The organism is Sphingomonas fuzhouensis, from assembly GCF_034659795.1.
GTDB classification, from domain to species: Bacteria; Pseudomonadota; Alphaproteobacteria; order Sphingomonadales; family Sphingomonadaceae; genus Sphingomonas; species Sphingomonas fuzhouensis.
This window is the reverse complement of record NZ_JAXSQY010000001.1, coordinates 325,805-349,293: the sequence shown is the minus strand read 5'-3', so window position 1 is coordinate 349,293 and position 23,489 is coordinate 325,805. Positions and strand designations below refer to the sequence as shown.

Sequence of the window (23,489 nt, the reverse complement as noted above, 5' to 3'; positions counted from 1 at the left end):
GACCTGCTTCTACGCCGCCTGTCCTCGCCGACAAACGACTTTCAACAAGGTTAACAGGATCGCTTCAGAGGATTTGCAACTTGTCAAGCAGTGATCGGTTATGTTGCCATGATGAGCACCGAACCTGGGACCAGCGACATCCGCATCGTCCGCGCACCGCAGCGCACCGACGATGTCGGCTGCGCGCTGCGCTCGGCCTATTCGGAGCCGATGCGGTTGCCGAATCATTGGGTGCGGTTGCTGGCGCGGCTGGATCGGCGGTCCCGGCCGTCCTGATGCCGCTATTGCCTGTCCGGCGGGCAATGGCCGTAGCTGGCGTCCATATTCTTCAGATAGCTGGCCAACGGATCGAGCCCTACCCCCGCCCGCAACCGGTCCACCGCCGTTTCATCCTCCAGCGGCTGCGCCAAACGCCTGCCCTTCAGGCACATGGCCTGGGTCCCGTAACGCTGTTTGCCAGCGATCTTCAGCATCACGCGGTCGTATAGATAGGCGTAATCGCTCTTCGACACCTCGCCGCTCGGCACGAGCGGCTCCATCGCGCGCAATACGCTCAGCTGAAAGGCCGGATCGGCATCGGCATGTTGCGCGAGCAACCAAGCCTGCTCGGCGGCATCCTCGCCGACCTCCGACCGCTTCGGCCAGCCGTTCCTGGCAACCAGCGCCTTGAGCCATTCGGTATTTTCATGATCTTCAAGCGCATTCGCCGTACCGATGCGTGAGACGATCACGGCTTTGACATCCTCGGATACCGGCGGCGCCTTGGCCATATCCCCCTCGCCCCAGCCCGCACCCACACGCAACATCTGTTCGGCGAGCGGACGCGCCACCAGAATGTCATGCAGCTTCGGCGTATGGGCCGCCCCCATGGTCTTGGCGACGTTGACCGCCATCAGATATGTGTCGGCGATCGGCGTCGCCTCTTGGACCGAGCGCTGGAATGCTTCGAAACTGGGCCAGCGGGTCGGATCAGGCGCAAAGCCGACCTGGGCGCACAGGGGATCGCGACCGGCATTGTTGTTCATCTTGGGATCGACCACGCCCAAGGCCCGAAGTTCGGTACGGACCTGCGCCAAATCCGATTCGTAACAGGCCATCAGCCATGCCTGAACTTGCTTGGCCTGTGCCTTCTCGGCGGCGGTCGCATCCGCGAACCGCCCCTTCATCCATTTGTAATCGCCCGGATTAAAACGACCACCGTCGATATAGGGCTTCACGACATCCGGGACCGGCGGCGTAGCAGCGGTCAATAGAAAGAGCGAAAAGATCAGGGTCAGGACGCGCATTGACGGATCGGACAAAGTTACGCGATCGCTGTCAAGAAAATCACGCCCGACACAAAAAGCCGCCCCGATAGAAACCGGGACGGCTATTTCTTTCCGACAATAAAAAGCGTTTACCGCCCGCCGCTCAACTGGTCGACATCACCCATGATGCTGTCGAGCGCGGTCTTGCTGCTATCCGTCTCATGCTCACGCCGCGACGGCAGCGAGCCTTCGGTCAGAATCGCCTCCAGCGCGACCCGGCCACGCGCGACACGGCTCTTGATCGTGCCGACCGCGACGTTGCAGATTTCGGCCGCTTCTTCGTAAGCAAAGCCGCCTGCACCGACCAAGATCAACGCCTCGCGCTGCGGCTGCGGCAGGTGCATCAGCGCACGCTGCATATCGCCCAGCTCGACATGGCGATCCTGGCTGGCGGGCGCCGCCAGGATACGGTCGGCAACCAGATCGTCCCACTCGCCCTTGAAGCGCGCCCGGCGCATCTGGGAGAGATAGAGATTGCGCAGGATGATGAAGGTCCAGGCGCGCATATTGGTGCCCGCCTGGAAACGCTTGCGCGCCGCCCAGGCCTTGAGCAGCGTTTCCTGCACCAGATCGTCGGCCAGATCGCGGCTGCCCGACAGCGACCGGCCAAAGGCGCGGAGATGGGGAATCACGCGGGCCAGTTCCGCCTTGAACTCGGAATCGGGCAGCGCGACGTGCTCGACGGGCGCAGCGGGTGCGTCGTCCTCGAATTCGTCCCGCGTCAGTGGCTGCGTCATGAAAATCCGATCGTCGGAAACGGCCGCCGGTGCGACCATTTCGAAATATAAGGGGCCGACCCTGAAATAGCCAGCCGTCCCAAGGGCCTAATCGCCCAGACCCGCGTCAGCGCAACACCAGAAAGGCGAAGATGACGATCACGAGCACCAGCGAGATGGGCAGGACATACCGCGTGACATGCGGCGTCGATCCTGCCCGAGCGTCCTCTTTGGCGACATGAATGGGTTCATTGGGATCAACCATGTCTGCCTTAACGCCTCTCGACCGTTTTGGGTCCGTAACTGATCGTCTTTCTTATTCGGCGGGAACGGTGCTCTGGTCGAAGAACAGCGCCTGGCTGATCGCGGCCTTCACGGTCGAGCGCTGGAACGGCTTGGTGATCAGGAAGGTCGGCTCGGGCCGCTCACCGGTCAGCAGACGCTCGGGGAAGGCGGTGATGAAGATCACCGGCACCTCGAACTCGGCCAGGATGTCCTTGACCGCATCGATGCCCGAGCTGTCGTCGGCCAGCTGGATGTCGGCCAGCACCAGGCCCGGACGATCCTCCATCGCCAGCGCGACCGCCTCGTCACGGGTCACGGCGACGCCGGTCACTTCATGACCCAGGTCGCGCACGATCGTCTCGATATCCATCGCGATGATCGGTTCGTCCTCGATAATGAGGACGCGGGCGCGGGTCTGCTTCTCGATCTCGGCCAGCGCCTCGGACACCAGGGCCTCGACCTCGCTGGGTTCGACATCGATCAGATAGGCCGCGTCTTCGGGCGTGAAGCCCTCCATCGCGGTCAACAGCAGCGCCTGGCGCGACAGCGGCGTCATCCGGGCCAGACGGGCCCGCGCCACGCCTTCATTGCCGTCGGTATCGACACCGTCATTGTCCAGTTCGTCATAATTGGCCGACGACCAGATGCCCTGGAACATCCGGTAGAGACCAAGACGCGGATCGACGTCACGCGGGAACTGGTCCGGGGCCGCGACGATCGCCTCCAGCGTGGCGCGGACATATTTGTCGCCGTGCATCTGGCTGCCGGTCAGGGCCCGGCCATAGCGCCGCAGGAAGGGAAGATGGGGCGCAAGCTGCTGTCCAAGCGACATGGGTAATGATCACTCCCTGAGGTATTCGCGAAAGCCTGATGTGCTGGCCCCCGCGCGTGTTTTCAATGCCGTTTCCCGAAAACCCCGCCCGCCATGCCATATCGGCACGCCTTTCGGTTTTTTCGTATCGCATCGGGAACCAACAAGATCGAATTTGGTTTCATCGCCACATCAACTATGGCCCTGGCATGACGCCAACCGGCGGTGCCACGGGCCGCCATTGCGTCGGTTGCCCCGCTAGTGGGTCGTGCAGGGGGATATTTTGAGTTTGGGCAACAAGACGAAGAAAACGCCGTCCTCTCCGCCCCAAAAGGGTGGTGAGAAAGATGCGGGCCAGGCCCTTCGCCAGGCGTATCAGCGCGCGGTCGACGAAAAGATCCCAGACGAGATGCTTGACCTTCTCAGCAAGCTGGACTGAACGTCCCGCTGAATGGCCAGCGCTCCTCCCCAAGATATCGAGGCCCAAGAACGCCTCCGCCCCGCCCCGCCCCGTCTGACCACGGGAGCGAAGCTCGTTCTGGTGCTCGGCAGCACCCTGTTCATCCTGGCCGCGATCGCCGTCTTCGCCACGCTCCAGACGACACGCCTCGCCGATAGCGAGGTTGCCGGTCGCCTGCGTATCTCGGCGAACGAAGATGCCCGCGCCATCGCCGCCGAACTGATGGGCGACATGACTGCGCTGCGTGTCGCGGTGCGGGCCATGGGGCAGGACCCGCTCGACATGCCCAGTTGCGCCCGCGCCCAGGGCGTGTTCGCGCAACAATCGCTGAGCGGCGCCCGTTTCCTCATCACCGATCGTTCGGGTCGCACCTTGTGCGGCGATCCCCTGCCCGCCGCGCTGCCGACGCCGGCCAACGGATCGCCGATCGGGGCCGACCTGCTGCCCGGCAAGGGCCTGGTGCTGTCGGTACAGAGCCAGGACGGTCGCGCCCAGGCGCGCGCCTTCTTCCCGCTGCCTTTCCTCCGTTCGCTGGTCGACCAGAGTACGCCGTCGAGCCCGGTCGAATCGGTGCTGGAGCTGGACGGTGAGGCGTTGCCGATCCATCAGATCGCCCGGCCGGGTACGCTGGAACGGATGAAGTCGATGCGCACCGAGCTGGGCATTGCCGGGCTGGCCCTGCGCACCTCGACGCCCAGCGCGCCGATCACCTCGTCGCTGATCGTCGCGCTTGCGCTCCCCCTGCTGATGTGGCTGGCGGCGGTGGTACTGGGCTGGTTCATCGTCGACCGGCTGCTGATCCGGCCGCTGCGGCGGTTGCGCGCCATCGTCGCCACCTATCAGCCGGGCGAAGTCCTCGACATCTCGCAGGTCGAGGCCGCGCCCGCGCAGGAAATCCGCGACCTGGCCGACACGTTCGAGGCGATCACCCGGACCGTCGCGACCCATGAGGCCGGGCTGGCCGAAGGGCTGGTGCGCCAGACCAAGCTGACGCGCGAGGTCCATCACCGGGTCAAGAACAACCTTCAGGTCATCTCCAGCCTCATCAATTTCCATGCGCGCGGCGCAACGGGACCGGAGGCGATGGCCGCCTATTCCTCGATCCAGCGGCGGGTCGACGCGCTGGCGGTGGTCCACCGCCATCATTTCGCCGAACTGGAGGAGAATCGCGGGCTGAACCTGCGCACGATGATCGGGGAATTGGCCGCCAATATCCGCGCCACCGCGCCGGAAAATGCCGCCGGGATCGGCATCTCGCTCGACGTCGCGCCACTGCTGGTCAATCAGGACGTGGCGGTCGCGGTCGCCTTCCTCGTCACCGAGACGATCGAGCTGGCGATGAATTGCGATCCTGCCGCGCAGATCCGCGTCGCGATCAAGCCTGCCGAGCAGGAAGGCCGGGCCGTGGTCCGCGTCGTCTCCCGCGCGCTGGTCGAAACGGACGAGCTGCGCCACCTGATCGGCAAGCGTTATGGCCGGGTGATGGAGGGTCTTGCGCGCCAGCTTCGCGCGCCGCTGCACCATGATCCGCTGACCGGCGCCTATGAAATCGCCATCCCGATCGTCGGGCGCGACTGATCCGCAAAAAAGATTGGCTGGCGCGAAGAAAGTCGGGAACCCTTGATCCGCCAGTGGGTTCTGCTCTTCGGATAGCGAACTTATGCCCCCCCGCTCTCGCTGTCCAAGCCATAGGCCTGGAAGCGTCCACCCTCCCCCCCCCCGGTGACGCTTCCAGGCCTTAACCTTTTTGGGGCCTTCCTTTCTTCCCGCTTCCTTCTTCCAAGGCCTGATCCGTGACGAACGCGGAACGAATGGGCGCGTGGCGCATTGATCGGCGACGGAATTCACCGAGGAGACAAAGAATGCGGAAGCTCATGGGTCTGGCGATCGTCGCCGGTGCGCTGATGGTCAGCGCATGCAACACCGTCGAGGGCGTCGGCCGCGACGTGAGCTCGGCGGGCAACACCGTCGCCAAGACGGCGAACGACGCCAAGTAAGCCCTTCACCCGGCTGACAAGGCGAAAGGGCTCCGGCGGTATCCCGCCGGGGCCCTTTCCGTTTCCGGCTGGAATGCGGGGATGGAACCGGGCCAAGGGGCACATATGGCCCCAAACGGCCAACCCTTGCCGCGCGTCGCTACGAAAGGTGATTTCCTTTCCATAGAGGCGGATGACATGAGATGGACTCACCCCTCCCCTTCAGGGGAGGGGCCGGGGGTGGGGCGCGTCCGCAAGCTTGTCGCTCGTGGCAATGCCCCACCCCAACTCCTCCCCTGAAGGGGAGGGGCTCGCATCGCTTCAATGCAATGTCATCGCGCCCTAACGCACCATCCCGGCAAAAACCTGGGTGCCGCGGCAGGCTTCGTATCGGCACCAAGGATATCGCGTTCCGGCGATCGGCACCGATCATCCACGCCGCCGCGTCGTCCAAAAGAAAAGGGCCCCGGCTTTCACCGGAACCCTTTCCAAACCCAAATCTGCGGCAATTACGCCGTCGCGTCGGCATCCTCGTCCACGGCCACCTGCTTGGACCGGGCGCGTTCGGTGAACCAGATGCCGATGATCGCCAGTTCGTAGAGAATGATGAGCGGCACCGCGAGCAGCACCTGCGACATCAGGTCGGGCGGGGTCAGCACCGCCGCGACCGCCGTGGCGGCAACGATGGCATAGCGCCGTGCCCCAATCAGCTGCTTGCGCGTGACGATCCCCGCCCGCTCCAGCAGCATCAGCAGGACCGGCAACAGGAAGGCCAGGCCGAAGGCGAACAGGAACTGCATCACGAAGGACAGGTAATTGCCGATCGCGGGCAGCGCCTCGCGCTTCACGCCGCCGACCATGCCGTCGAAGCCCAGCAGGAAGTGCAGCGCCATCGGGATGGCGATATAATAGGCCATCGCCGCCCCCATCAGGAACAGCACCGGTGTCGCCAGCAGGAAGGGCAGCAGCGCCTTCTTTTCCTTGCGGTACAGCCCCGGCGCGACGAACTGCCACAGCTGATTGGCGATCACCGGGAACGAGATCATCATCGCGGCGAAGAACGACACCTTCACCTGAACGAAGAACGCCTCGAAAATCTGGGTATAGACTAGCGTCCCCTGCCCCGCCTTGAGCAGCGGCTTGGCCAGAAAACCAAAGATCGCCTCGGAGAAATACATCGACACGGCAAAAGCCAGGCCGATGGCGATGATGCAGTAGAGCAGCCGCCGCCGCAGTTCGATCAGATGTTCAAGCAAGGGCGCACGGCTTGCGTCGATCTCGTCATGATCGCTCACGATGCCGCCCCTTCGGTCCCGCGCGGGGGATGCTCGCTGGCGGGCGCGGGCGCGACGACGGGCTTTTCGACCATCACCGGCTTGTCGCTATGATCCTGATGAGAATCGTGATGCGGCGCGTCGGACGTCATCGTCGGATGCGTCGTATCGGCCAAGGCAGACGGCGCCGCCGGGACAGCGGCGTCGGTATCGACATGCGTCACGCTGGGTGTCTCGGCGGCATGCTCGCGCATGATGCGCTCATTTTCCGCCGCCCAGCGCTTTTCCATTTCCTCCAGCTCGGCCTCGCGAACCATATTGTCGAAGCCCTGGCGGAACTGGCGCGTGACGCCACGCGCCTTGCCCACCCAATAGCCGACGACCCGCATCGCCTTGGGCAGGTCCTTGGGGCCGATCACGACGAGCGCGACGATGGCGACCAGCAAAAACTCGCTGGAATCGATGTTGAACATGGACGTCCGGTGCTGGGTCTAAGCGGACCGGATCAGCGATCGTCGCGCACGCGCTCGCCGTCGCGGTCGAAGGCGGGCTCGGCCGACTTCTGCGCTTCGATCCGCGCCGATGGCTTGGCGGACGTCTCGTCTTCCTCGGCCATGCCCTTCTTGAAATTCTTCACACCCTTGGCGACGTCGCCCATCAGGTTGGAGAAACGCCCGCCGCCGAGCAGAAGGATCGCGACGACCGCGAGAACGAGAAGGTGGATCGGGCTAAAGCTGCCCATGGCACGTCTCCTGGAATTTATGTTCTATCTAGGGCTTGGCATCGCCAGCGGCAATGGTCGACCGGTGGGAATGGCCCCGATCCGGGGATGCGGAGGCCGTGGCCGAGCATTGTGACGCGGCCATGACGCAAAGAAAAGCGCTCAATCGGGCTGGGCCTCGGTCGAATCCGTTGCGGCATCGGGCATATCGTCATCCCCCATCCGCTCCAGCGCCAGATCGACGGGGTCGAGCAGCCCGGCAGCCCGCAGATCCTCCAACCCCGGCAGGTCGCGCCGGCTGGTCAGCCCGAAATGCTGGAGAAAGGCGGGCGTGGTCGCATAGATGAGCGGCCGCCCCGGCACCTCGCGCCGCCCGGCGGGGCGGACCCAGCCCGCCTCCATCAGCACGTCGAGCGTGCCCTTGGAGATGGCGACGCCGCGAATCGCCTCGATCTCGGCGCGGCTGACGGGTTCGTGATAGGCGATGATCGCCAGCGTCTCGATCGCGGCCCGCGACAGGCGGCGCGCCTCCTCGCGATCACGGCGCAGCAGGTGAGCAAGGTCGGGCGCGGTCTGGAAATGCCAGCGGTCGCCGCGGCGAACGAGAACGATGCCCCGCCCGCGATAATCGGCCTCCAGCCGTTCCAGCGCGGCGCGGATATCCGCCCCGCCCTTGCCGACGCCGACATGGGCCCGGATCGAATCGATCGCCATCGGCTCGGGCGAGGCGAACAGCACCGCTTCCACGGCGCGGACGGTCGGGTCGATCTCGGTCATGCGGGCTGGCGGATCAGCAGCGGCGCGAAGGGGGCGGCCTGGCGGAGTTCCACCTTACCCTGACGCGCCAGTTCCAGCACCGCCAGGAAGCTCGACGCCAGCGCCGATCGCCGCAGCCTTTCGCTGCCCTCGGGCAGGAAGGTCTCGATCGCGGACCAGTCGACCCGGCTGCCGACCAGCATCGACACCCGTTCCAGCGCGGCTTCCAGCGTCATGACCTGTCGATCGGCGACGACATGCATGACTGGGCGGGTCCGCGCGTTGATCCGGCCATAGGCGGAGATCAGGTCGTACAGCTCGGCCTGCCACATCGCCTTGCGCTGCACCGCCAGCCCCTCGGGCGCGCCGCGCGGGAACACGTCGCGGCCCAGCCGGTCGCGGGCCATCAGCCGCGCACCGCATTCGCGCATCGCCGCCAGCCGCTCCAGCCGGAGTTGCAGGCGCAGCGCCATTTCCTCGGGGTCCGGCTCTTCCTCGGGCGGGCGGGGCAAGAGCAGCGAGGATTTGAGATAGGCGAGCCAGGCGGCCATCACCAGATAATCGGCGGCCAGTTCCAACTGCATCCGCCCGGCCTTGTCGACGAAGCGCAGATATTGTTCGACGAGCGCCAGGATCGAAATCTGCCGCAGATCGACCTTTTGCGAACGGGCAAGCGACAGCAACAGGTCGAGCGGCCCCTCCCATCCGTCCAGATCGAGCGTCAGTTGTTCCCCCGTCATCGGCATCAGCTTAGCGGCGATCCGCCACGATAGCGAGACGCGGCAGTACGCAGCCATCGCCGAACCCCTTTTAAATCATCAAACGTTGATTTATTGCCACGTCATGACGATGATCGCTTCGACCCCAGACATACGCCGCCAGCGCGGACGCCCGCGCAAGGATGAAGGCCCCTCCCCGCGCCATATCCTCGACGCGGCCGTCACTGCCTTTGCCCGGCATGGCTGGGAGGGCACCCATTTGCGGCAGGTGGCCGAGGCGGCGGGCGTCGATACCGCGCTCATCGCCCGACGCTATGACGGCAAGATGGGCCTGTGGCAGGCGATCGTCGACGATGTGTCACGACGACTGGAAGAGATGTTCACGGCCAGCGCCATCGCAGCCGATGCGGGCCCGCAGGATCGATTGGCGGTGACGGTCGAGGCCTTTGTCCGGCTCAACCTCGCACTGCCCGATCTCGGCCGGTTCTTTATCGACCAGGTGTCACGGCCGGGACTGCGCCGGGATTATGTGATCGCGCGGATGTGGCGCGTGTATCGCGACGCCATGCTGCCCGTCGTCGCTGCGGCGCGGGGGCGGGAGCGTTCGGGCAGCGACCCGGAACTCTATATCGGGTTGTTGTTGGGGGCCGTGGCGATGCCGTTGATGATGCGGTCGGTGACGCTGGACGATCTGGACGACCCGACGCGGCGGGAGGCGTTCGTCCAGAATGTCCTGGCGCTGTTCGTGCGTGACTGATCGTCAGTCCACCAACGCCAGCAATGCGTCGCGGCGGGCGATCAGCTCAGCAAAGTCGCCTTCGCCCGCGCCGACGCTCGCCATCGCCCGGTCGAGGCGCGAACGCGCGGTGTCCGTGATCGGAGGCACGCGCCCGGCGATCTCGACCATCTCGTCCATCCGCGCCCAGCAATCGAGGACGAGATCGCATCCCGCCGCCAGCGCACCCGCCGCCTTCTCGCCCGCGGTGCCGGACAGCGCCTTCATGTCGATATCGTCGGTCATCAGCAGCCCGTCAAAGCCGATCCGCCCCCGGATGATCCGCTCGATCACAGTCGGGGACAGGGTCGCAGGCCGCTCGGCGTCCCAAGCCTCGAACACGATATGGCTGGTCATGCCCATCGCCGCGCCCGACAGGGTGATGAAGGGTTCGAGGTCGACTTCCAACTCCGCCTCACTGGCGGTGACGGTCGGCAGCAGATGGTGCGAGTCGACCAGCGCGCGGCCATGGCCCGGCATATGTTTGACCACCCCGACGACGCCCGCCGCCGCCAGCCCTTCCAGCATCGCGCGGCCCAGTGCGGCGACCGGCATCGGCGCGCTGCCATAAGCGCGGCAGGCGATCGCCTCGGTCGTGTCGGGTTGCGCCACGTCGAGCAGCGGCGCGCAGTCGACGGTGATCCCGACCTCACGCAGCATCGCGCCCAAAGCCTGGCCGTTGGCGCGCATCGCCTGGATCGCCGACATCGGCGCTTTGTCATACAGCCCGGCAAAGACCGGTCCGGCCGGGAAAGCGGGCCATTCGGGCGGCCCCATGCGCGCGACCCGACCGCCTTCCTGATCGATCAGGATCGCCAGATCGTCGCGCCCCGCCAGGTCCCGCAAGCTGTCCGTCAGCGCGCGGACCTGCGCCCGGTCGACGATGTTGCGCTTGAACAGGATATAGCCCGCCGGTTCGACCGAGGCGAAGAACGCGCGCTCGTCGGAGGTCAGCACCGGGCCGGACAGGCCGAAAATGACGGGGATCATGGCCGGGCGATCAGCTGGCGACGAAGCAGCTTTCGCCCGCCACGCGCAGGCGACCGCAAATGTCGGCGGCCTGGTTGGCCGAACCGGCATTCACGCGCAGGCGGTAGAGGGTCTTGCCGTTCGACGCGACCGGCTGCACCACCTTGCCGAGCGCCGCGACATAGGAGAAGCGCTTGGAGAAGCGGTCCCAGGCGGCATTGGCCGAGGACTCGCTGGGATAGGCACCCAGCTGGACCATCGCACCGCTGCCGGTCGGCGCGGCGGCGGGCGCGCGCGCGGCAGCGACGGGCGCAGGCGCGACCAGCTTGCCACCCGATTCCGGCACCTGCGCCACGGCATTGCGACCGCCATTGGGCTCGGCGGGCTTCTGAACGACGCGGGTGCCGTTCATCGGCGCTTCCGGCACGGCGCGCAGGTCGATCGCGCCGGTGCCGCCGGGCTTGCCCGCGCTGGTCGCGATCGCCGTGTTGCCCTCGCCCTTGACCTTCAACCCGCCGGGATCGGCCGGACGGACCTTATAATCGCCTTCGGGCGCGGCGATCACCGCTCCGTCGCCGTCTGCGGCGGCCTGATGCGCCTGCCATTTGTAGAAGCCGAAGCCGATCGCCGCCAGGATGGCGAGGCCGATAATGACCAGCGCCACGACCTTGCCGATGCCGACGCCCTCGGGCTCATCGGCCTCGACGGTTTCCAGCCAGGGCAGGCGATCCGCCTCGTCCAGATCCAGGGCACGACCGTCCGTTTCGTTCGCCATCACTTCATCTCCGACACGGCTTCGACGCCCATCAGCGCCAGGCCGTTGCGTATGATCTGCCCGATCCCGTCGCTGAGGAAAAGACGCGCGCGGGTCAGTTCGGCGTCTTCCGCAATCAGGAAGCGGCGATCGACGCGGTCGTTGCCGACATTCCAGGCGGCATGGAAGGCGGCGGCCAGGTCATAGAGATAGAAGGCGATACGGTGCGGCTCACGCGCGGTCGCCGCCGTCTCGACGATGCGCGGAAACTGGGCGGCAAGCTTCACCAGCGCGAGGTCCTCGGCGTCGAGCAGCGACAGGTCGGCGGTGCCCCCTTCGATCCCCGCCTCGGCCGCGCGGCGCTTCAGCGAGGCGATGCGGGCATGGGCATATTGGACGTAGAAGACGGGATTGTCCTTCGACGCCTCGACCACCTTGGCGAAGTCGAAGTCCATCTGCGCATCGGCACGGCGGGTCAGCATGGTGAAGCGCACCACATCCTTGCCGACCTCGCGCACGACATCGGCCAGCGTCACGAAGTTGCCCGCGCGCTTGGACATCTTCACCGGCTCGCCGCCGCGCAGCAGGCGGACCATCTGGACGAGCTTCACGTCGAACTTGGTCTTGCCGCCGGTCAGCGCCTCGACCGCCGCGACGATCCGCTTGACGGTGCCCGCATGGTCGGCGCCCCAGATGTCGATCAGCTGGTCGGCGGTCTGCGCCTTCTGATAATGATAGGCCAGATCGGCGCCGAAATAGGTCCAGGCGCCGTTCGACTTCTTGATCGGGCGGTCTTGATCGTCACCGAACTGGCTGGAACGGAACAGCGGCAGCTCGACCGGCTCCCAATCCTCGGGCGTCTCGCCCTTGGGAGCCTCCAGCACGCCGTCATAGACCAGGCCGCGCGAACGCAGCTCGGCCTCGGCCGCCTCGGGCTTGCCCGCCGCCTGGAGTTCGGCCTCCGAGGAGAAGATGTCGTGATGGATGCCCAGCAGCGCGAGGTCCTCGCGGATCATCGCCATCATCGCCGCGACCGCGCGGGTACGGAACTGGACCAGCCATTCGTTCTCGGGCGCATCCACGAACTTGTCGCCATATTCGGCCGCCAGTTCGGCACCGATCGGCTTCAGATACTCGCCCGGATACAGGCCTTCCGGGATTTCGATCGTCTCGCCCAGCGCCTCGCGGTAGCGCAAGTGCGCCGAGCGGGCGAGGACGTCGACCTGCCCCCCTGCATCGTTAACATAATATTCGCGGATGACTTTGTGACCCGCAAACTCCAGCAGCGTGGCGAGCGCATCGCCCACCACCGCGCCGCGACAATGGCCCATATGCATCGGCCCCGTCGGATTGGCCGAGACATATTCGATATTGACGGTCACGCCCTTCCCGCGCGTCGAACGGCCATAATCGCCGCCCGCCTGCGGGATCGCAGCCAGCTCGTCGCGCCATGCCGCATCGGTCAACCGCATGTTGAGGAAGCCCGGCCCCGCGACCGACACGCTGTCCACTTCGTCCAGCTTGCCCAGTTCGGCCGCGATCGCCTCGGCCAGCGCGCGCGGATTGGTGCCTGCGGGCTTGGCCAGCACCATCGCGGCGTTGGTGGCGAGGTCGCCATGGCTCGCGTCGCGCGGCGGCTCCACGGTCACGTTGCGGCGATCCAGCCCGCCGGGCAGCGTGCCGGCGGCGACCAGCGTGTCCAGCGCCGCGTCGATATGCGCGGCAAAGCGGGTGTAGAGGGTCATCACATCGTCCGATCGGGGTAGCAAAGCGTTGCGCTCTAGCGAAATCGCGCGCCCGCTTCAAATCATGGCGTGCCGGGTCGTGGGACGATTGCGCCGAGTGCAATCAGGCGGAATCCCTTTGCAGTTGCCGACAATGCTGCATCGCAATATTTCGGACGGCGAAAGTAGAAGCGCTAACAAAGCGCGAGAGGACCTGATCCGGCTCAACGCACATGCGGGAGTTTCGATCATGCGCAAGACCATTCTGATCCTGGCCGCCACCGTCGCCGCCGCCGTCCCCACCATCGGTGCGATCGCCGCCGAGGGCGAGCAGCGTTTCGTCCACGAGGGCAGCACCTATGTCTATACCCGTTCGACCGAGAACGGCCGTTCGGTGATCCAGGGCCGTCGCTATCCGGGTGGCGAGCCGTTCCGCTTCGTCGTGAAGGGCCACCGCGTGACCGGCACGACCGGCAACACCGAAGTCGCCTTCACCACCGACGAAGCGCGCGGCGCCCTGGGCGCGGGCGTCGAGACCAGCGCTCGCTGATCGCGGCCTGACGGCTTGAAGGAAAACGGCTCGTTCCTCCGATGGGAGGAGCGGGCCTTTTTTCTTTGGATTTTGCGGAAAACGCGTGCCCGCCTTCGATTTACTAACTTGCTTCCCAGTGCGATGCTGCGGCGGGTTCGCATTCGGGGGAATAGCCATGAAATGTCTGACCGGACTATCGCTGTTGGCGACCGCAACCATCTTATCGGTCCCGGCCTCAGCGCAGAATCTTGCGGCGGGTGACAATCCCGAAATCGCAAACCTCTTCACCGCAGACCAGTCGGTGCGGAAGAATATCAAGCCCGAACAGATCAAGGACCGGGCCTTCGTTACGCGAATGATCGACCAGGATCGCATGCGGCGTGAGCGTACCCAGGTTCTTCTGCAGGAAGGCCAGCTGCAAACGGCCAATGACTTTTATCGCGCCGCGTTCATCTTCCAGCATGGAAATACGCCGGACAATTACCTGCTGGCCCATAGTCTGGCTCTGGCATCCGCGACCAAGGGCAACAAGGAGGCTGCCTGGATCGCAGCGGCGACACTGGACCGCTATCTCCAGACCATCGGCCAGAAGCAGATTTACGGAACCCAATATCTGAGCAGCCGTGAAACCGGCCCCACGATGGAGCCTTATGACCGCAAGCTGATACCGGATTCGCTGCGCGCCGCGCTGGGCGTTCCATCCCAGGCGAAGCAGGAAGAGCGTCTGACGAAGATGAAAGCGGGTACCCCGCTCGCGAAATAGCGGGCCTGGAGGCCGATCAGATTACACCGCAGCTTAGTCGGGGTGGCATGACGGTTGCAGCGGCCACCAGCCGGGAAATCCATCCCGGCAGGCCCGTTCGGTCAAAACCCCTCGGGCAGGTCGATGTCCCCCACCCTTTCGCGATAGCAGCGCACCGCATAGCGATCGGTCATACCCGCGATGAAGTCCGCGATATGCCGACTGCGCGCCGGTTCTTCACTCGGCAGGCGCTCGCGCCATTCCTCGGGCAGTTGCGCAGGGTCGGCATGATAGGCCGCGAACAGGCCTTTGACGATGCCATGCGCCGCGTCCGCCGCCGCCAGTTGCAGCGGGTGGTGATAAAGATTGGCGTACATGAAGCGCTTCAGCTCGCGCTCCTCGATCCGCATCGCGTCGGAAAAGCCGACCAGCGCCCGGCCCGCCGCGCGGACATCGGCCACATCCCCTACCCCGCTCTCGGCGATGCGGGTCCGGGTTTCGGCGACCAGATCGTTGACCATCACACCGATCTGCGAGCGGATCAGTTCGCTCGCCAGCCGCTTGGGCGCGACATCGGGAAACTGCGCCCGCGCCGCGTCCCAGCCGCGCGCGACCAGCGGCACCGCCAGCAACTGGTCGAGCGTCAGCAGCCCGGCACGCAGGCCGTCATCGATATCGTGATTGTCATAGGCGATGTCGTCCGCCAGCGCGGCGACCTGCGCCTCCAGCGAGGCATGGCTGTCCAGATCGAGCGGAAAGCCCGCATCCGCCTCGCGCAGCGCCCAGCCGGGGTGACGTACCGGGCCGTTATGCTTGGCCAGCCCCTCCAGCGTCTCCCAACTGAGGTTCAGCCCGTCCCAGCGGGGATAGGGTCGCTCGATTTCGGTCAAGGTGCGCAGCGTATGGCCGTTATGGTCGAAGCCGCCATGATCGGCGAGCGCAGCCTTCAGCGCATCCTCCCCCGCATGGCCGAAGGGCGGATGGCCGATATCATGCGCCAGGCACAGCGCCTCGGTCAGGTCCTCGTTCAGCCCCAGCGTGCGCGCGATGGTGCGGCCGATCTGCGCGACCTCCAGGCTGTGGGTCAGGCGGACGCGAAAATGGTCGCCATCGGGCGCCATGAAGACCTGAGTCTTGTGCCGCAACCGCCGGAAGCTGATCGAATGGATGATCCGGTCGCGGTCGCGCTGGAACGCATCGCGCGGTCCCCGCGCCAGGGCCGTGGCCTCGTCATGGCGACGGCCCCGGCTATGCTCGGGAAAGGACGCCCAGGGGGCGAAGCGGCTCACTTGGCGTCGAGCCGCGTTACCGCCTGCCCCGCATCGCTGGTCACGGGGAAGGCCGAAACCCCCTTCTTGGCGAGCTGGTTGACGAAGGCGCGGGCCTCCGCCTCGGTCTTGAAGGGGCCGGTCAGGACGCGGTGGGTCGCGCGGTTCGGCGTCTTATACCCCTTGCGAGCGGCGAACAGCTCGGGCGCCTTGGATTTGGTCGCGGCCCAGGCCTTGGGCAGATCGTCCTCGTTCGCGCCGCCCGCGACCTGTACCCAGATACGCTCGGGGTTCGCGCGGGCGCGCTTCTTTTCCTCGGCCTCTTCTTTGGCGGCGAGCGCCTTTTTTTCGGCCTCGGCCTTTTTCGCGGCAAGCGCCTTCTTCTCGGCAGCGGCCTTGGCGGCGGCGGCCTTGCGTTCCGCGGCGGTGGGCGCACGCGGCGGCGACTCGACCGCCTCGGCGGCCTTTTCGCGGGCTTCGCGATCGCGCTGGGTCTTGGCGCGGGCCTCGGCCACCACCCGCTGCGCACCGCTGTTCGGCGTGTTGGCGGCGATCGCGACGGGACGCTCGGGGCCTTCCACGCCCAGTTCGGAGGCGGGGATCGACAGATTGGCGACGATGCGCGCGAGCACCGAATCCTCGCGGACCGCCCGTGCCGATGCCAGCGACGGACGACGGGCCGACGCGCGGGTCGGACGCGGTGCAGCCGGTTCCTCGACCTTTTTGGGCAGCGGTTGCACCATCGCGGTCGCGACGGGGGTTGGCGAGGCGGGCGTCTCGGCCGGTACGGCCTGCACCATCTGAACGGGCGGCGCAGGGTTCGGCGCAGGCGAAGCGGGCAGCGGCTGCACCATGACCATCGTCGACGGCGCCGAGGTCGTGGTGGTCGGCGTCGTCACCGGCGCGGCAGGAAGCGGCTGGATCATCGGACGCGCCGTGTTCGACGCGGTTTCGGCCGGCGTACGCGTTTCGGACGCCGTCGGCAGCGCGCCGCTGAAGCCCGGCTGCGGCGGAACCGTCTTCATCGGCGATGCCGCCGCCATCTGGATCGGCGTAGTCGCGACAGGTGTGCGCGTCGCCGGTTGCGGCGTCACGGCCGCCACGGCTACCCCACGCGTGTTCCGCCCGCCGCGCCGCCGGTCATCCCGTGTCGTCGCCGGAACGGGTGCGGTGACGGGCGCCGAAGCCAGCGCGACCGGCGCATCCGGGGTTAGCGGCGGCAGGCTGGGGGCCAGACGCGCATCGGCGAGCCGTTCGGGCGTGGCGCGCGTTTCACCGAAATGGACCGCAAAGGCGCGGTCGATCGCCGGCAAGGTCGGCAGCCGCTGGAAAAAGGGTTGCAGCCCCTGCGCCAATTGCGGCGGCATCATCGTGGTGGCGATTCGCGTCGCCTCGGGCAGGTCGCCGCCCATCGCCAGGATGAAGGCGCGGGCCCGCCAGGCCGCACGGTCGGTCTTGCGAAGCAGCGGATCGAGCTGTTCGAGCGCCTGGTCCCGCTGCCCGGAAATGCCCAGCGACAGCGCATAGCGGCGCACGATCTCGTCGCTCGGTGCGTTGGCCAGCGCCAGGCGATAGTCGCGCTGCGCTCGCGCCTGATCGCCGATCAGGTCATAGGCCAGCCCCCGATCGCCCGCGAACCGGGCGACGGGCAGCCCCGCCGCCTCGGCCTGCGCGAAATAGCGCAACGCCTCGCCCGGCCGTTCGGAGCGGACCAGGATCGATGCCATGCCCGCCTTCACCCGCGGGTCGCGCGGATCGACCTTCTCGGCCCGCGCCAGCAGCGAGGCGGCACCGGACAGGTCGTCGAGATGGATCGACAGATCCGCCGCCTCGATCAGCGCGTCGACATTGCGGGGGTTCTGCGCGACACGGCGCATCACGTCCCCCAGCTTGTCGGCATCGGTGGTGCCGGGAAGCGGCTGAACCACTTCCTGCGCGAAGAGGGGCACGGGCGCGGCGGCGAGGGCCAACGCGAGCGCGAGCGAAGCGCGGGGAAAAAATGCGAACGTCATGGGACCATCGCCCATAAAGCGTGTTTCGCGGGCCGCGGCAATGGCTAACCCTTCACCGACGCGCCCGACCGCTCCGGACGGTCGACCAACAGGCGACCGCCCCGCCCCCATCCGGCCCGATCAGCGATGCGGGTTGGCCACGAATGCGGTCTTGGCCGCCTTCGCCAGCACCACATAGGCCCGGTTCCACGGCTGGTCGCCCAGCATGGTCCAGCGATGGCCGGTGCCGGTATGATCCTCCGCGACCAGCACATCGCCGGGGCGCAGGGTAAAGTTCTCGCCCGTTTTGGTCACGAATTTCAGCGTGCCCGCCAGGGTCAGCACATATTGCGGCTCGGGATCATTGTGCCAGTCGAAGCTGGAATGCGGCGCGGTGGTCTTGAAGTGGATCTTGTCGACCGCGCTGGGAACGCCGGGGGTCACCGTCCCTTCCTCGACATGCGAATTGCCGTCGGGACCAGTGAACAGGCGAAAGGCGTGGATGCGGTCATGGCCGGGGGCCTGCTCCGCGCTCGCCGGGCCCGTCGCCAGCACCAGCGTCGCAAGGGCCAGTGCCGGGGTCAGTGCCGGGGTCAGCTTGCGGCAGAATGGCAGGAAATCGGGGTTCATCGCATGTCTCCTCGTCACAGCAGCGCCGGTCATGATCGGCGCGTCCCGGACCGGGCAGATCGCATCACCGGGGACCGCTGGCGAGTGAACTTCCTGTAAGATGGCCGGACAGAAAAAAGCCCGCGCGATCGAATCGCACGGGCTCCTTTCCCCAGATGTCACCCGGCACGCCGGGCGAGCGATTACTGGTTGTTCTGACGATGCAGGAAGCGCGGAATGTCGAGCGACGAGTCCGAGCCGCCCTGCGCATTGTCATCACGCTGCGCACCACGCGCCGCGTTCGACATACGCTCGAACAGCGTACCACCCAGCTTCACGCGCGGCGCAGGCTGTGCGGGCACCTCGCCTGCTTCGCTGCCGGGAGCGAGCCAGCGGCGGCGCGCCTCTTCGCTACCCGGCGCAGGTTCGACGGCGGCGGGCTGCGACGGGGTGGTCGCGGTGGGAAGGATCGTGTCGGCCCCCAGCACCAGCTCGTCATCTGCCGGAGCGGGCGTCGGGGCCGGAGCGGGCTTGGCCACCGGCGCGGCCGCGGTCGATGCGACCGGAGCCGCCACCGGTGCGGCCGGGGTCGGTGCGGGCGCAGGCGCCGCCACCATCGGTTCGACGGGGGCCGCAGGCGCGGCCTGGGCCTGCGGCGCCGCAGCGGCAGGCTCGCTCGGGCGATAGCTGGGCGTGTCGTCCGACTTGCGCGCCATGCCGCCCATGCTGAAGCTGCTGCGCTGCGCCTCGACCGGGGCGGTCGCACCGGGCTTCACGTCCGCATCGATACCGGTCGCGACGACCGACACGCGAATGCGGCCTTCGAGTTCGGGATTGAATGCCGAACCCCAGATGATGTTGGCTTCCGGATCGACCAGCTCGCGAATGTGATTCGCCGCTTCGTCCACCTCCAGCAGGCGCATGTCATCGCCGCCGGTGATCGAGATGATGACGCCCTTGGCCCCCTGCATCGACACGCCGTCGAGCAGCGGGTTGGCGATCGCCTTCTGCGCCGCCTCGATCGCGCGATTGTCGCCGGTGGCTTCACCGGTGCCCATCATCGCCTTGCCCATTTCCTGCATCACCGAACGGACGTCGGCGAAGTCGAGGTTGATGAGGCCCGGCATGACCATCAGGTCGGTGATGCCGCGCACGCCCTGTTGCAGCACCTCGTCCGCCATCGAGAAGGCTTCCTTGAACGTCGTGTTGGCGTTCGCGATCAGGAAGAGATTCTGGTTGGGGATGACGATCAGGGTATCGACGTACTTCTGAAGCTCCTCGATGCCGCCATCGGCCGACTTGGCGCGACGATTGCCTTCGAATGCGAAGGGCTTGGTCACCACGCCGACCGTCAGGATGCCCATGTCACGCGCCGCCTTGGCGATGACCGGGGCCGCACCGGTGCCGGTGCCACCGCCCATGCCCGCCGCGATGAAGCACATATGGCTGCCCTCGAGCAGACGCGACAGATCCTCGATCGTCTCCTCGGCCGCGGCGCGACCGATTTCCGGACGGCTGCCCGCGCCCAACCCTTGCGTGATCTTGGCACCCAGCTGGATACGCTGCGGCGCGATCGACTGCTTCAACGCCTGCGCGTCGGTATTGGCGACGAGGAAATCCACGCCCTGCACCTCGGCACGCATCATGTTCGCGATCGCATTGCCGCCGGCACCGCCGACACCGATCACCGCGATACGCGGCGTCAGTTCGTCGACCTCGGGTGCGATGAATTCGATGCTCATCCCAATTCTACTCCACCGTTCCCGATCGGTACGCAAAGACCGGGCCCCTGAATTAACCGTTAGTGCACCAGACCTGTGCCAAGTGCCAACCCAAAAGCGTCAAGCGTATGACGCTTTTCTCTAATAATTTGCCTTCGCGGCCTGAATCAGCCGCCGGAACAGCCCCATGCCGCTTGGCCGGTGCACCGTCTGGTTCACCGCCGGGATGCTGCGCAGGTCGATCGGGTCGGTCGCGGCATAGAAAGCCAGACCCGCCAGCGTCGCGAAAGCCGGGCCGCCATGCGCATCGGGCAGGCCGGTCAGCCCGCGCGGTCGGCCGATCCGCACCGAACGGCCCAGCGCCTGCTGCGCATAATCGGCGATGCCCTTCAGCTCCGCACCGCCGCCGGTCAGCACGACCTGACGCCCGACCGGCCCCTCGAACTTCAGCTGTTGCAGCGCCTTGCGAATCTCACCCATCTGATGCTCCAGCCGCTGGCGGATCACACCGATCAGCTGCGCCTTGGTGATCTGCATCGTGTCGCCGCCATCCTCGGCCGAGATCGGCGTGACCTGGAGCATGTCGTGATTGTCGCGCGGGGACGCATTGGCCGAGCCATGGAAGCACTTCATCCGCTCGGCCATCTGCCGCCGCGTGCCGAAGGCCGAGGCGACATCATCGGTAATGTCCGCCGCCCCCATGGGCAGCGAACACAGCCCGACCAGCATCCCCCCGGCGAACAGCGAGACATTGGTGATCCCCGCCCCCATCTCGACCAGCGCGACGCCCAGTTCGCGCTCTTCGTCGGACAGACAGGCCAGCCCCGTCGCGACCGGCGCGGCGATGATCGACTTAACCTCCAGATGGGCCGAACGAACGCACAGATCGAGATTGCGCACCGGCGACCCATCGGCGGCAACGACATGGATATGCACGCCCAGCCGGTCGGCGTGGAGCCCGAGCGGCTTCTTCACCCCGGTCAGCCCGTCGAGCGTATAGAGCGCAGGCTGCGCGTGCAGCACCATGCGGCCTTGCGGGTCGATCGAGTTGCGCCCGGCCGCCAGCAGCGCGTCGATATCGCCCTGCTCGACCCGGTGGCCGCCCAGTTCGAACTCGACCTCGGCGACGTCGGACACCAGGCCACCGGCCGAAAAGCCGACCCAGACATTCTCGATATTGAGCCCTGCGATCCGCTCGGCCTGTTCGACCGCCTCGCGCACTGCCGCCTCGGTCGCGCCCATATCCGCGATATAGCCGCGCTTGACGCCCCGGCTTTCGCGCTGGCCCGTGCCGAGCACGATCAACTCGCCGCCATCGCCCTTGCGCGCGATCAGCGCGGAGACCTTGGACGACCCGATATCCAGCGCGGTAATCAATCCTTCGGGTGCAATCTTTGCCATGCCCCTGTTACCCCTGTCTGGTTATCCCTGATTTTCCCCGTCGTTGACGGCGTCCTCCGCGGCGGGTTGGCCGGTGGCCGCCGCCCCGGCCTGCGCCGGTTCGGCCAGCGCATGATTCTGATTCAAACCGGGCTTTCGCGCAACCAGCTTCGTGGGATCGCGCATGTCGAAGCGCAACCAGCCCCGTCCGAGCAGCGGCCGCGAGCCGTCCATCGCCGCGAACTTCATCAGCGCCGCCCCCGCGCCGTCCTCGGGCAGCGCCAGCGTCTCGCCGCTGTCGAAGGTCAGGTCCCAGCGGCGATTGCCGATCCAGGTCGCCGCCTTCACGCGGGGCTTGAGGGCGGGCGCGGCAGAGAGCAGCGCCTGATAGGCCGGCTCCTGCAAATTCGCGCCCGGCCCGATGATGAGCGGCAGGTCGGGCATCGCCTCGGGCCGCACGGGCTCCAACAGGACGCCGCTCGCGTCGATCAGGGTCAGCTGGCCATTGTCCTGCCACACCGCCGCCGGGGTGCGCTCTTCGATATCGACGAGCAGCGTGTCGGGCAGACGGCGCGAGACATGCGCATCCTTGATCCAGCCGTACCGCAACAGCTTGGCGCGCACTTCCTCCAGATTGACCAGCGGCATCGCCCGGCTCTGCTGATCGAGCGCGACGGCATAGACGGTCATCCGGTCCATGCGCTTCAGGCCCGTGACCTCAATTTGCTGGACGCGGAAACCGGCATGGCCCGCCTGTTCGGCGATCGCGGTGCCGATCATGCCGGGCACGCCGACATAGGTCGCGACCGCCAGAGCAGCCGCACCCGCGCCGCCCAGGATCGTCCAGGTCACGGCCTTCTTGATCGTCTCTTCGCTGATCGGCACCTTGGCCAGCAGCCGCTCGGTCAAGGTGACGCGCTTGACCGGCTGGCGGCGACGAGGCGCCGGACGGCGCGGCGGCGGGCCGCGCTTGATCGTGCGGCTCATCCCGCCTGATCCTTGTACCAGGCGATAGCCTCGTCGACGATCGCCTGGACGAGCGTGTCGTAATCCATGCCGACATGGCGACCCTGTTCGGGCACCAGGCTGAGCGGGGTCATGCCCGGCTGGGTGTTGACCTCCAGCAGGAACAGCCCGTCGACACCGCGCTCGTCATCCCAGCGGAAGTCGGAGCGCGAGGCGCCACGACAGCCCAGGATACGGTGCGCCTCCAGCGCCAGCGACTTGCACGCCTCGGCGATCTCGTCGGGGATCTGCGCGGGGCAGACATGTTCGGTCAGGCCGTCGGTGTACTTCGCATCGAAGTCGTACCAGCCATTTTTGGGCTTGAGTTCGGTCACGCCAAGGGCACGGTTGCCAAGGACCGCCGTGGTCAGCTCGCGGCCCCGGATATAGGGTTCGGCGAGCAGTTCCTCGAACTCGGCCCATGGCCCCGCCGCGTCACGTGCGATCGGGCTGCCATGGTTGCTAGTGTCGGTGACAATCGCGACGCCGACCGACGAGCCTTCATTGACCGGCTTGAGCACATAGGGGCGCGGCAGCGGGTCGGCAGCGAACAGGTCTTCCGACTTGACGATGCGGCCACCGGGCATGGGGATGCCGTGCGGGACCAGCGCCTGCTTGGTCAGCACCTTGTCGATCGCGATGACCGAGGTGGCGAGGCCCGAATGGGTATAGGGCACGCCCATCAGGTCGAGCATCCCCTGCACCGTACCGTCCTCGCCGGGCGAGCCGTGCAGCGCGTTGAAGACGAGATCGGGCTTGGCCTCGGTGAGTTTGGCCGCGAGGTCGCGGTCCATGTCGATCCGGGTGACGCGGTGGCCGTTCCGCTCCAACGCATCGGCGACGCCCGCGCCCGACATCAGCGACACCGGCCGCTCCGCCGACCAGCCGCCCATCAGTACGACGATATGCATCACGCGATCCTTGTTGTTTGCGTGGAGTCTTCTTCAATCCCCCCCCTTGTTGGGGGGGGGGGGGCGACCCCGCGCGGCGGGGG

At 66.6% G+C, this 23,489-nt stretch carries 26 protein-coding genes; 7 read left to right on the top strand and 19 right to left on the bottom strand.

From position 1 onward, the window contains the following. The first annotated feature begins 111 nt into the window (after window positions 1-111). Window positions 112-276: a hypothetical protein gene (locus U1H82_RS01710; RefSeq protein WP_322963196.1), complete on the top strand. Its 165-nt coding sequence runs from the start codon at window positions 112-114 to the stop codon at window positions 274-276. A gap of 5 nt (window positions 277-281) precedes the next feature. On the opposite strand, the gene U1H82_RS01705 is transcribed toward U1H82_RS01710, so the two are convergent. From U1H82_RS01705 to U1H82_RS01690, 4 genes are all read right to left on the bottom strand, one after another. After that, window positions 282-1,286 (bottom strand): DUF6624 domain-containing protein, encoded by a 1,005-nt coding sequence (locus tag U1H82_RS01705; protein ID WP_322963195.1) that lies wholly within the window; start codon window positions 1,284-1,286, stop codon window positions 282-284. A gap of 110 nt (window positions 1,287-1,396) precedes the next feature. Next, window positions 1,397-2,044: a sigma-70 family RNA polymerase sigma factor gene (locus U1H82_RS01700; protein WP_322963194.1), complete on the bottom strand. Its 648-nt coding sequence runs from the start codon at window positions 2,042-2,044 to the stop codon at window positions 1,397-1,399. Between the two features lie 106 nt (window positions 2,045-2,150). Then, window positions 2,151-2,288, bottom strand: coding sequence for a hypothetical protein (locus U1H82_RS01695; protein ID WP_322963193.1), 138 nt, complete (start codon window positions 2,286-2,288; stop codon window positions 2,151-2,153). A 51-nt stretch (window positions 2,289-2,339) separates the two neighbouring features. Then, window positions 2,340-3,140, bottom strand: coding sequence for a response regulator (locus U1H82_RS01690; protein ID WP_322963192.1), 801 nt, complete (start codon window positions 3,138-3,140; stop codon window positions 2,340-2,342). A 247-nt stretch (window positions 3,141-3,387) separates the two neighbouring features. Here U1H82_RS01690 and U1H82_RS01685 point away from each other — a divergent pair, with 247 nt between their 5' ends. The 3 genes from U1H82_RS01685 to U1H82_RS01675 all read left to right on the top strand — a co-directional run bounded on the left by U1H82_RS01685 (window position 3,388) and on the right by U1H82_RS01675 (window position 5,576). Further along, window positions 3,388-3,558 (top strand): NepR family anti-sigma factor, encoded by a 171-nt coding sequence (locus U1H82_RS01685; RefSeq protein WP_322963191.1) that lies wholly within the window; start codon window positions 3,388-3,390, stop codon window positions 3,556-3,558. Between the two features lie 12 nt (window positions 3,559-3,570). After that, window positions 3,571-5,157: a sensor histidine kinase gene (locus U1H82_RS01680; RefSeq protein ID WP_445977867.1), complete on the top strand. Its 1,587-nt coding sequence runs from the start codon at window positions 3,571-3,573 to the stop codon at window positions 5,155-5,157. A gap of 284 nt (window positions 5,158-5,441) precedes the next feature. Further along, on the top strand, window positions 5,442-5,576 hold the full coding sequence (locus U1H82_RS01675; protein WP_322963188.1) for an entericidin A/B family lipoprotein: 135 nt from the start codon (window positions 5,442-5,444) through the stop codon (window positions 5,574-5,576). Window positions 5,577-6,064: 488 nt separating this feature from the next. On the opposite strand, the gene tatC is transcribed toward U1H82_RS01675, so the two are convergent. The 5 genes from tatC to U1H82_RS01650 form a co-directional block, all read right to left on the bottom strand. After that, entirely contained in the window at window positions 6,065-6,850 is a 786-nt protein-coding gene (tatC, locus tag U1H82_RS01670; protein WP_322963187.1) for a twin-arginine translocase subunit TatC, read from the bottom strand. Continuing rightward, window positions 6,847-7,302 (bottom strand): Sec-independent protein translocase protein TatB, encoded by a 456-nt coding sequence (gene tatB, locus U1H82_RS01665; RefSeq protein ID WP_322963186.1) that lies wholly within the window; start codon window positions 7,300-7,302, stop codon window positions 6,847-6,849. The genes tatC and tatB overlap by 4 nt, the downstream gene beginning before the upstream one ends. 32 nt (window positions 7,303-7,334) lie before the next feature. Then, the gene (locus U1H82_RS01660; RefSeq protein ID WP_042489978.1) at window positions 7,335-7,571 is read right to left on the bottom strand and encodes a Sec-independent protein translocase subunit TatA; all 237 of its coding nucleotides are present in this window, start codon (window positions 7,569-7,571) and stop codon (window positions 7,335-7,337) included. Window positions 7,572-7,712: 141 nt separating this feature from the next. After that, window positions 7,713-8,327, bottom strand: coding sequence for an SMC-Scp complex subunit ScpB (gene scpB / locus U1H82_RS01655; protein WP_322963185.1), 615 nt, complete (start codon window positions 8,325-8,327; stop codon window positions 7,713-7,715). Then, entirely contained in the window at window positions 8,324-9,052 is a 729-nt protein-coding gene (locus U1H82_RS01650) for a segregation and condensation protein A (protein ID WP_375339493.1), read from the bottom strand. Before U1H82_RS01650 ends, scpB begins: the two co-directional genes overlap by 4 nt. A gap of 97 nt (window positions 9,053-9,149) precedes the next feature. Between U1H82_RS01650 and U1H82_RS01645 the strand changes: the two genes are divergently transcribed. After that, window positions 9,150-9,782 carry a TetR/AcrR family transcriptional regulator gene (locus U1H82_RS01645; protein ID WP_322963184.1) on the top strand — a complete coding sequence of 211 codons (633 nt, stop codon included), beginning with the start codon at window positions 9,150-9,152 and terminating at the stop codon, window positions 9,780-9,782. 3 nt (window positions 9,783-9,785) lie between these two features. Here the strand turns inward: U1H82_RS01645 and U1H82_RS01640 are convergent, their stop codons facing one another. The 3 genes from U1H82_RS01640 to argS are packed head-to-tail and all read right to left on the bottom strand — an operon-like array spanning window position 9,786 to window position 13,268. After that, window positions 9,786-10,790, bottom strand: coding sequence for a glycoside hydrolase family 3 N-terminal domain-containing protein (locus U1H82_RS01640; RefSeq protein ID WP_322963183.1), 1,005 nt, complete (start codon window positions 10,788-10,790; stop codon window positions 9,786-9,788). A gap of 10 nt (window positions 10,791-10,800) precedes the next feature. Further along, window positions 10,801-11,544 carry an SPOR domain-containing protein gene (locus tag U1H82_RS01635; RefSeq protein ID WP_322963182.1) on the bottom strand — a complete coding sequence of 248 codons (744 nt, stop codon included), beginning with the start codon at window positions 11,542-11,544 and terminating at the stop codon, window positions 10,801-10,803. Further along, window positions 11,544-13,268, bottom strand: coding sequence for an arginine--tRNA ligase (gene argS / locus U1H82_RS01630; protein ID WP_322963181.1), 1,725 nt, complete (start codon window positions 13,266-13,268; stop codon window positions 11,544-11,546). The genes U1H82_RS01635 and argS overlap by 1 nt, the downstream gene beginning before the upstream one ends. 229 nt (window positions 13,269-13,497) lie before the next feature. Here argS and U1H82_RS01625 point away from each other — a divergent pair, with 229 nt between their 5' ends. Continuing rightward, window positions 13,498-13,797 (top strand): hypothetical protein, encoded by a 300-nt coding sequence (locus U1H82_RS01625; RefSeq protein ID WP_322963180.1) that lies wholly within the window; start codon window positions 13,498-13,500, stop codon window positions 13,795-13,797. 157 nt (window positions 13,798-13,954) lie between these two features. Further along, entirely contained in the window at window positions 13,955-14,542 is a 588-nt protein-coding gene (locus tag U1H82_RS01620; protein ID WP_322963179.1) for a hypothetical protein, read from the top strand. 101 nt (window positions 14,543-14,643) lie between these two features. Here U1H82_RS01620 and U1H82_RS01615 read toward each other — a convergent pair whose 3' ends face one another. The 7 genes from U1H82_RS01615 to U1H82_RS01585 all read right to left on the bottom strand — a co-directional run bounded on the left by U1H82_RS01615 (window position 14,644) and on the right by U1H82_RS01585 (window position 23,406). Further along, window positions 14,644-15,810 carry a deoxyguanosinetriphosphate triphosphohydrolase gene (locus U1H82_RS01615; RefSeq protein ID WP_322963178.1) on the bottom strand — a complete coding sequence of 389 codons (1,167 nt, stop codon included), beginning with the start codon at window positions 15,808-15,810 and terminating at the stop codon, window positions 14,644-14,646. Further along, window positions 15,807-17,801 carry an SPOR domain-containing protein gene (locus U1H82_RS01610; protein WP_322963177.1) on the bottom strand — a complete coding sequence of 665 codons (1,995 nt, stop codon included), beginning with the start codon at window positions 17,799-17,801 and terminating at the stop codon, window positions 15,807-15,809. Before U1H82_RS01610 ends, U1H82_RS01615 begins: the two co-directional genes overlap by 4 nt. 120 nt (window positions 17,802-17,921) lie before the next feature. Beyond that, window positions 17,922-18,410 (bottom strand): cupin domain-containing protein, encoded by a 489-nt coding sequence (locus U1H82_RS01605; protein ID WP_322963176.1) that lies wholly within the window; start codon window positions 18,408-18,410, stop codon window positions 17,922-17,924. Window positions 18,411-18,592: 182 nt separating this feature from the next. Then, on the bottom strand, window positions 18,593-20,131 hold the full coding sequence (gene ftsZ, locus U1H82_RS01600; protein ID WP_322963175.1) for a cell division protein FtsZ: 1,539 nt from the start codon (window positions 20,129-20,131) through the stop codon (window positions 18,593-18,595). Window positions 20,132-20,251: 120 nt separating this feature from the next. Next, complete coding sequence (gene ftsA, locus U1H82_RS01595) at window positions 20,252-21,511, bottom strand: cell division protein FtsA (RefSeq protein ID WP_322963174.1); 1,260 nt, start codon at window positions 21,509-21,511, stop codon at window positions 20,252-20,254. Between the two features lie 21 nt (window positions 21,512-21,532). Next, a complete protein-coding gene (locus U1H82_RS01590; protein ID WP_322963172.1) occupies window positions 21,533-22,477 on the bottom strand; it encodes a cell division protein FtsQ/DivIB in 945 nt (314 codons plus the stop codon). Further along, a complete protein-coding gene (locus U1H82_RS01585) occupies window positions 22,474-23,406 on the bottom strand; it encodes a D-alanine--D-alanine ligase (RefSeq protein WP_322963171.1) in 933 nt (310 codons plus the stop codon). The genes U1H82_RS01590 and U1H82_RS01585 overlap by 4 nt, the downstream gene beginning before the upstream one ends. Window positions 23,407-23,489 lie beyond the last annotated feature (83 nt).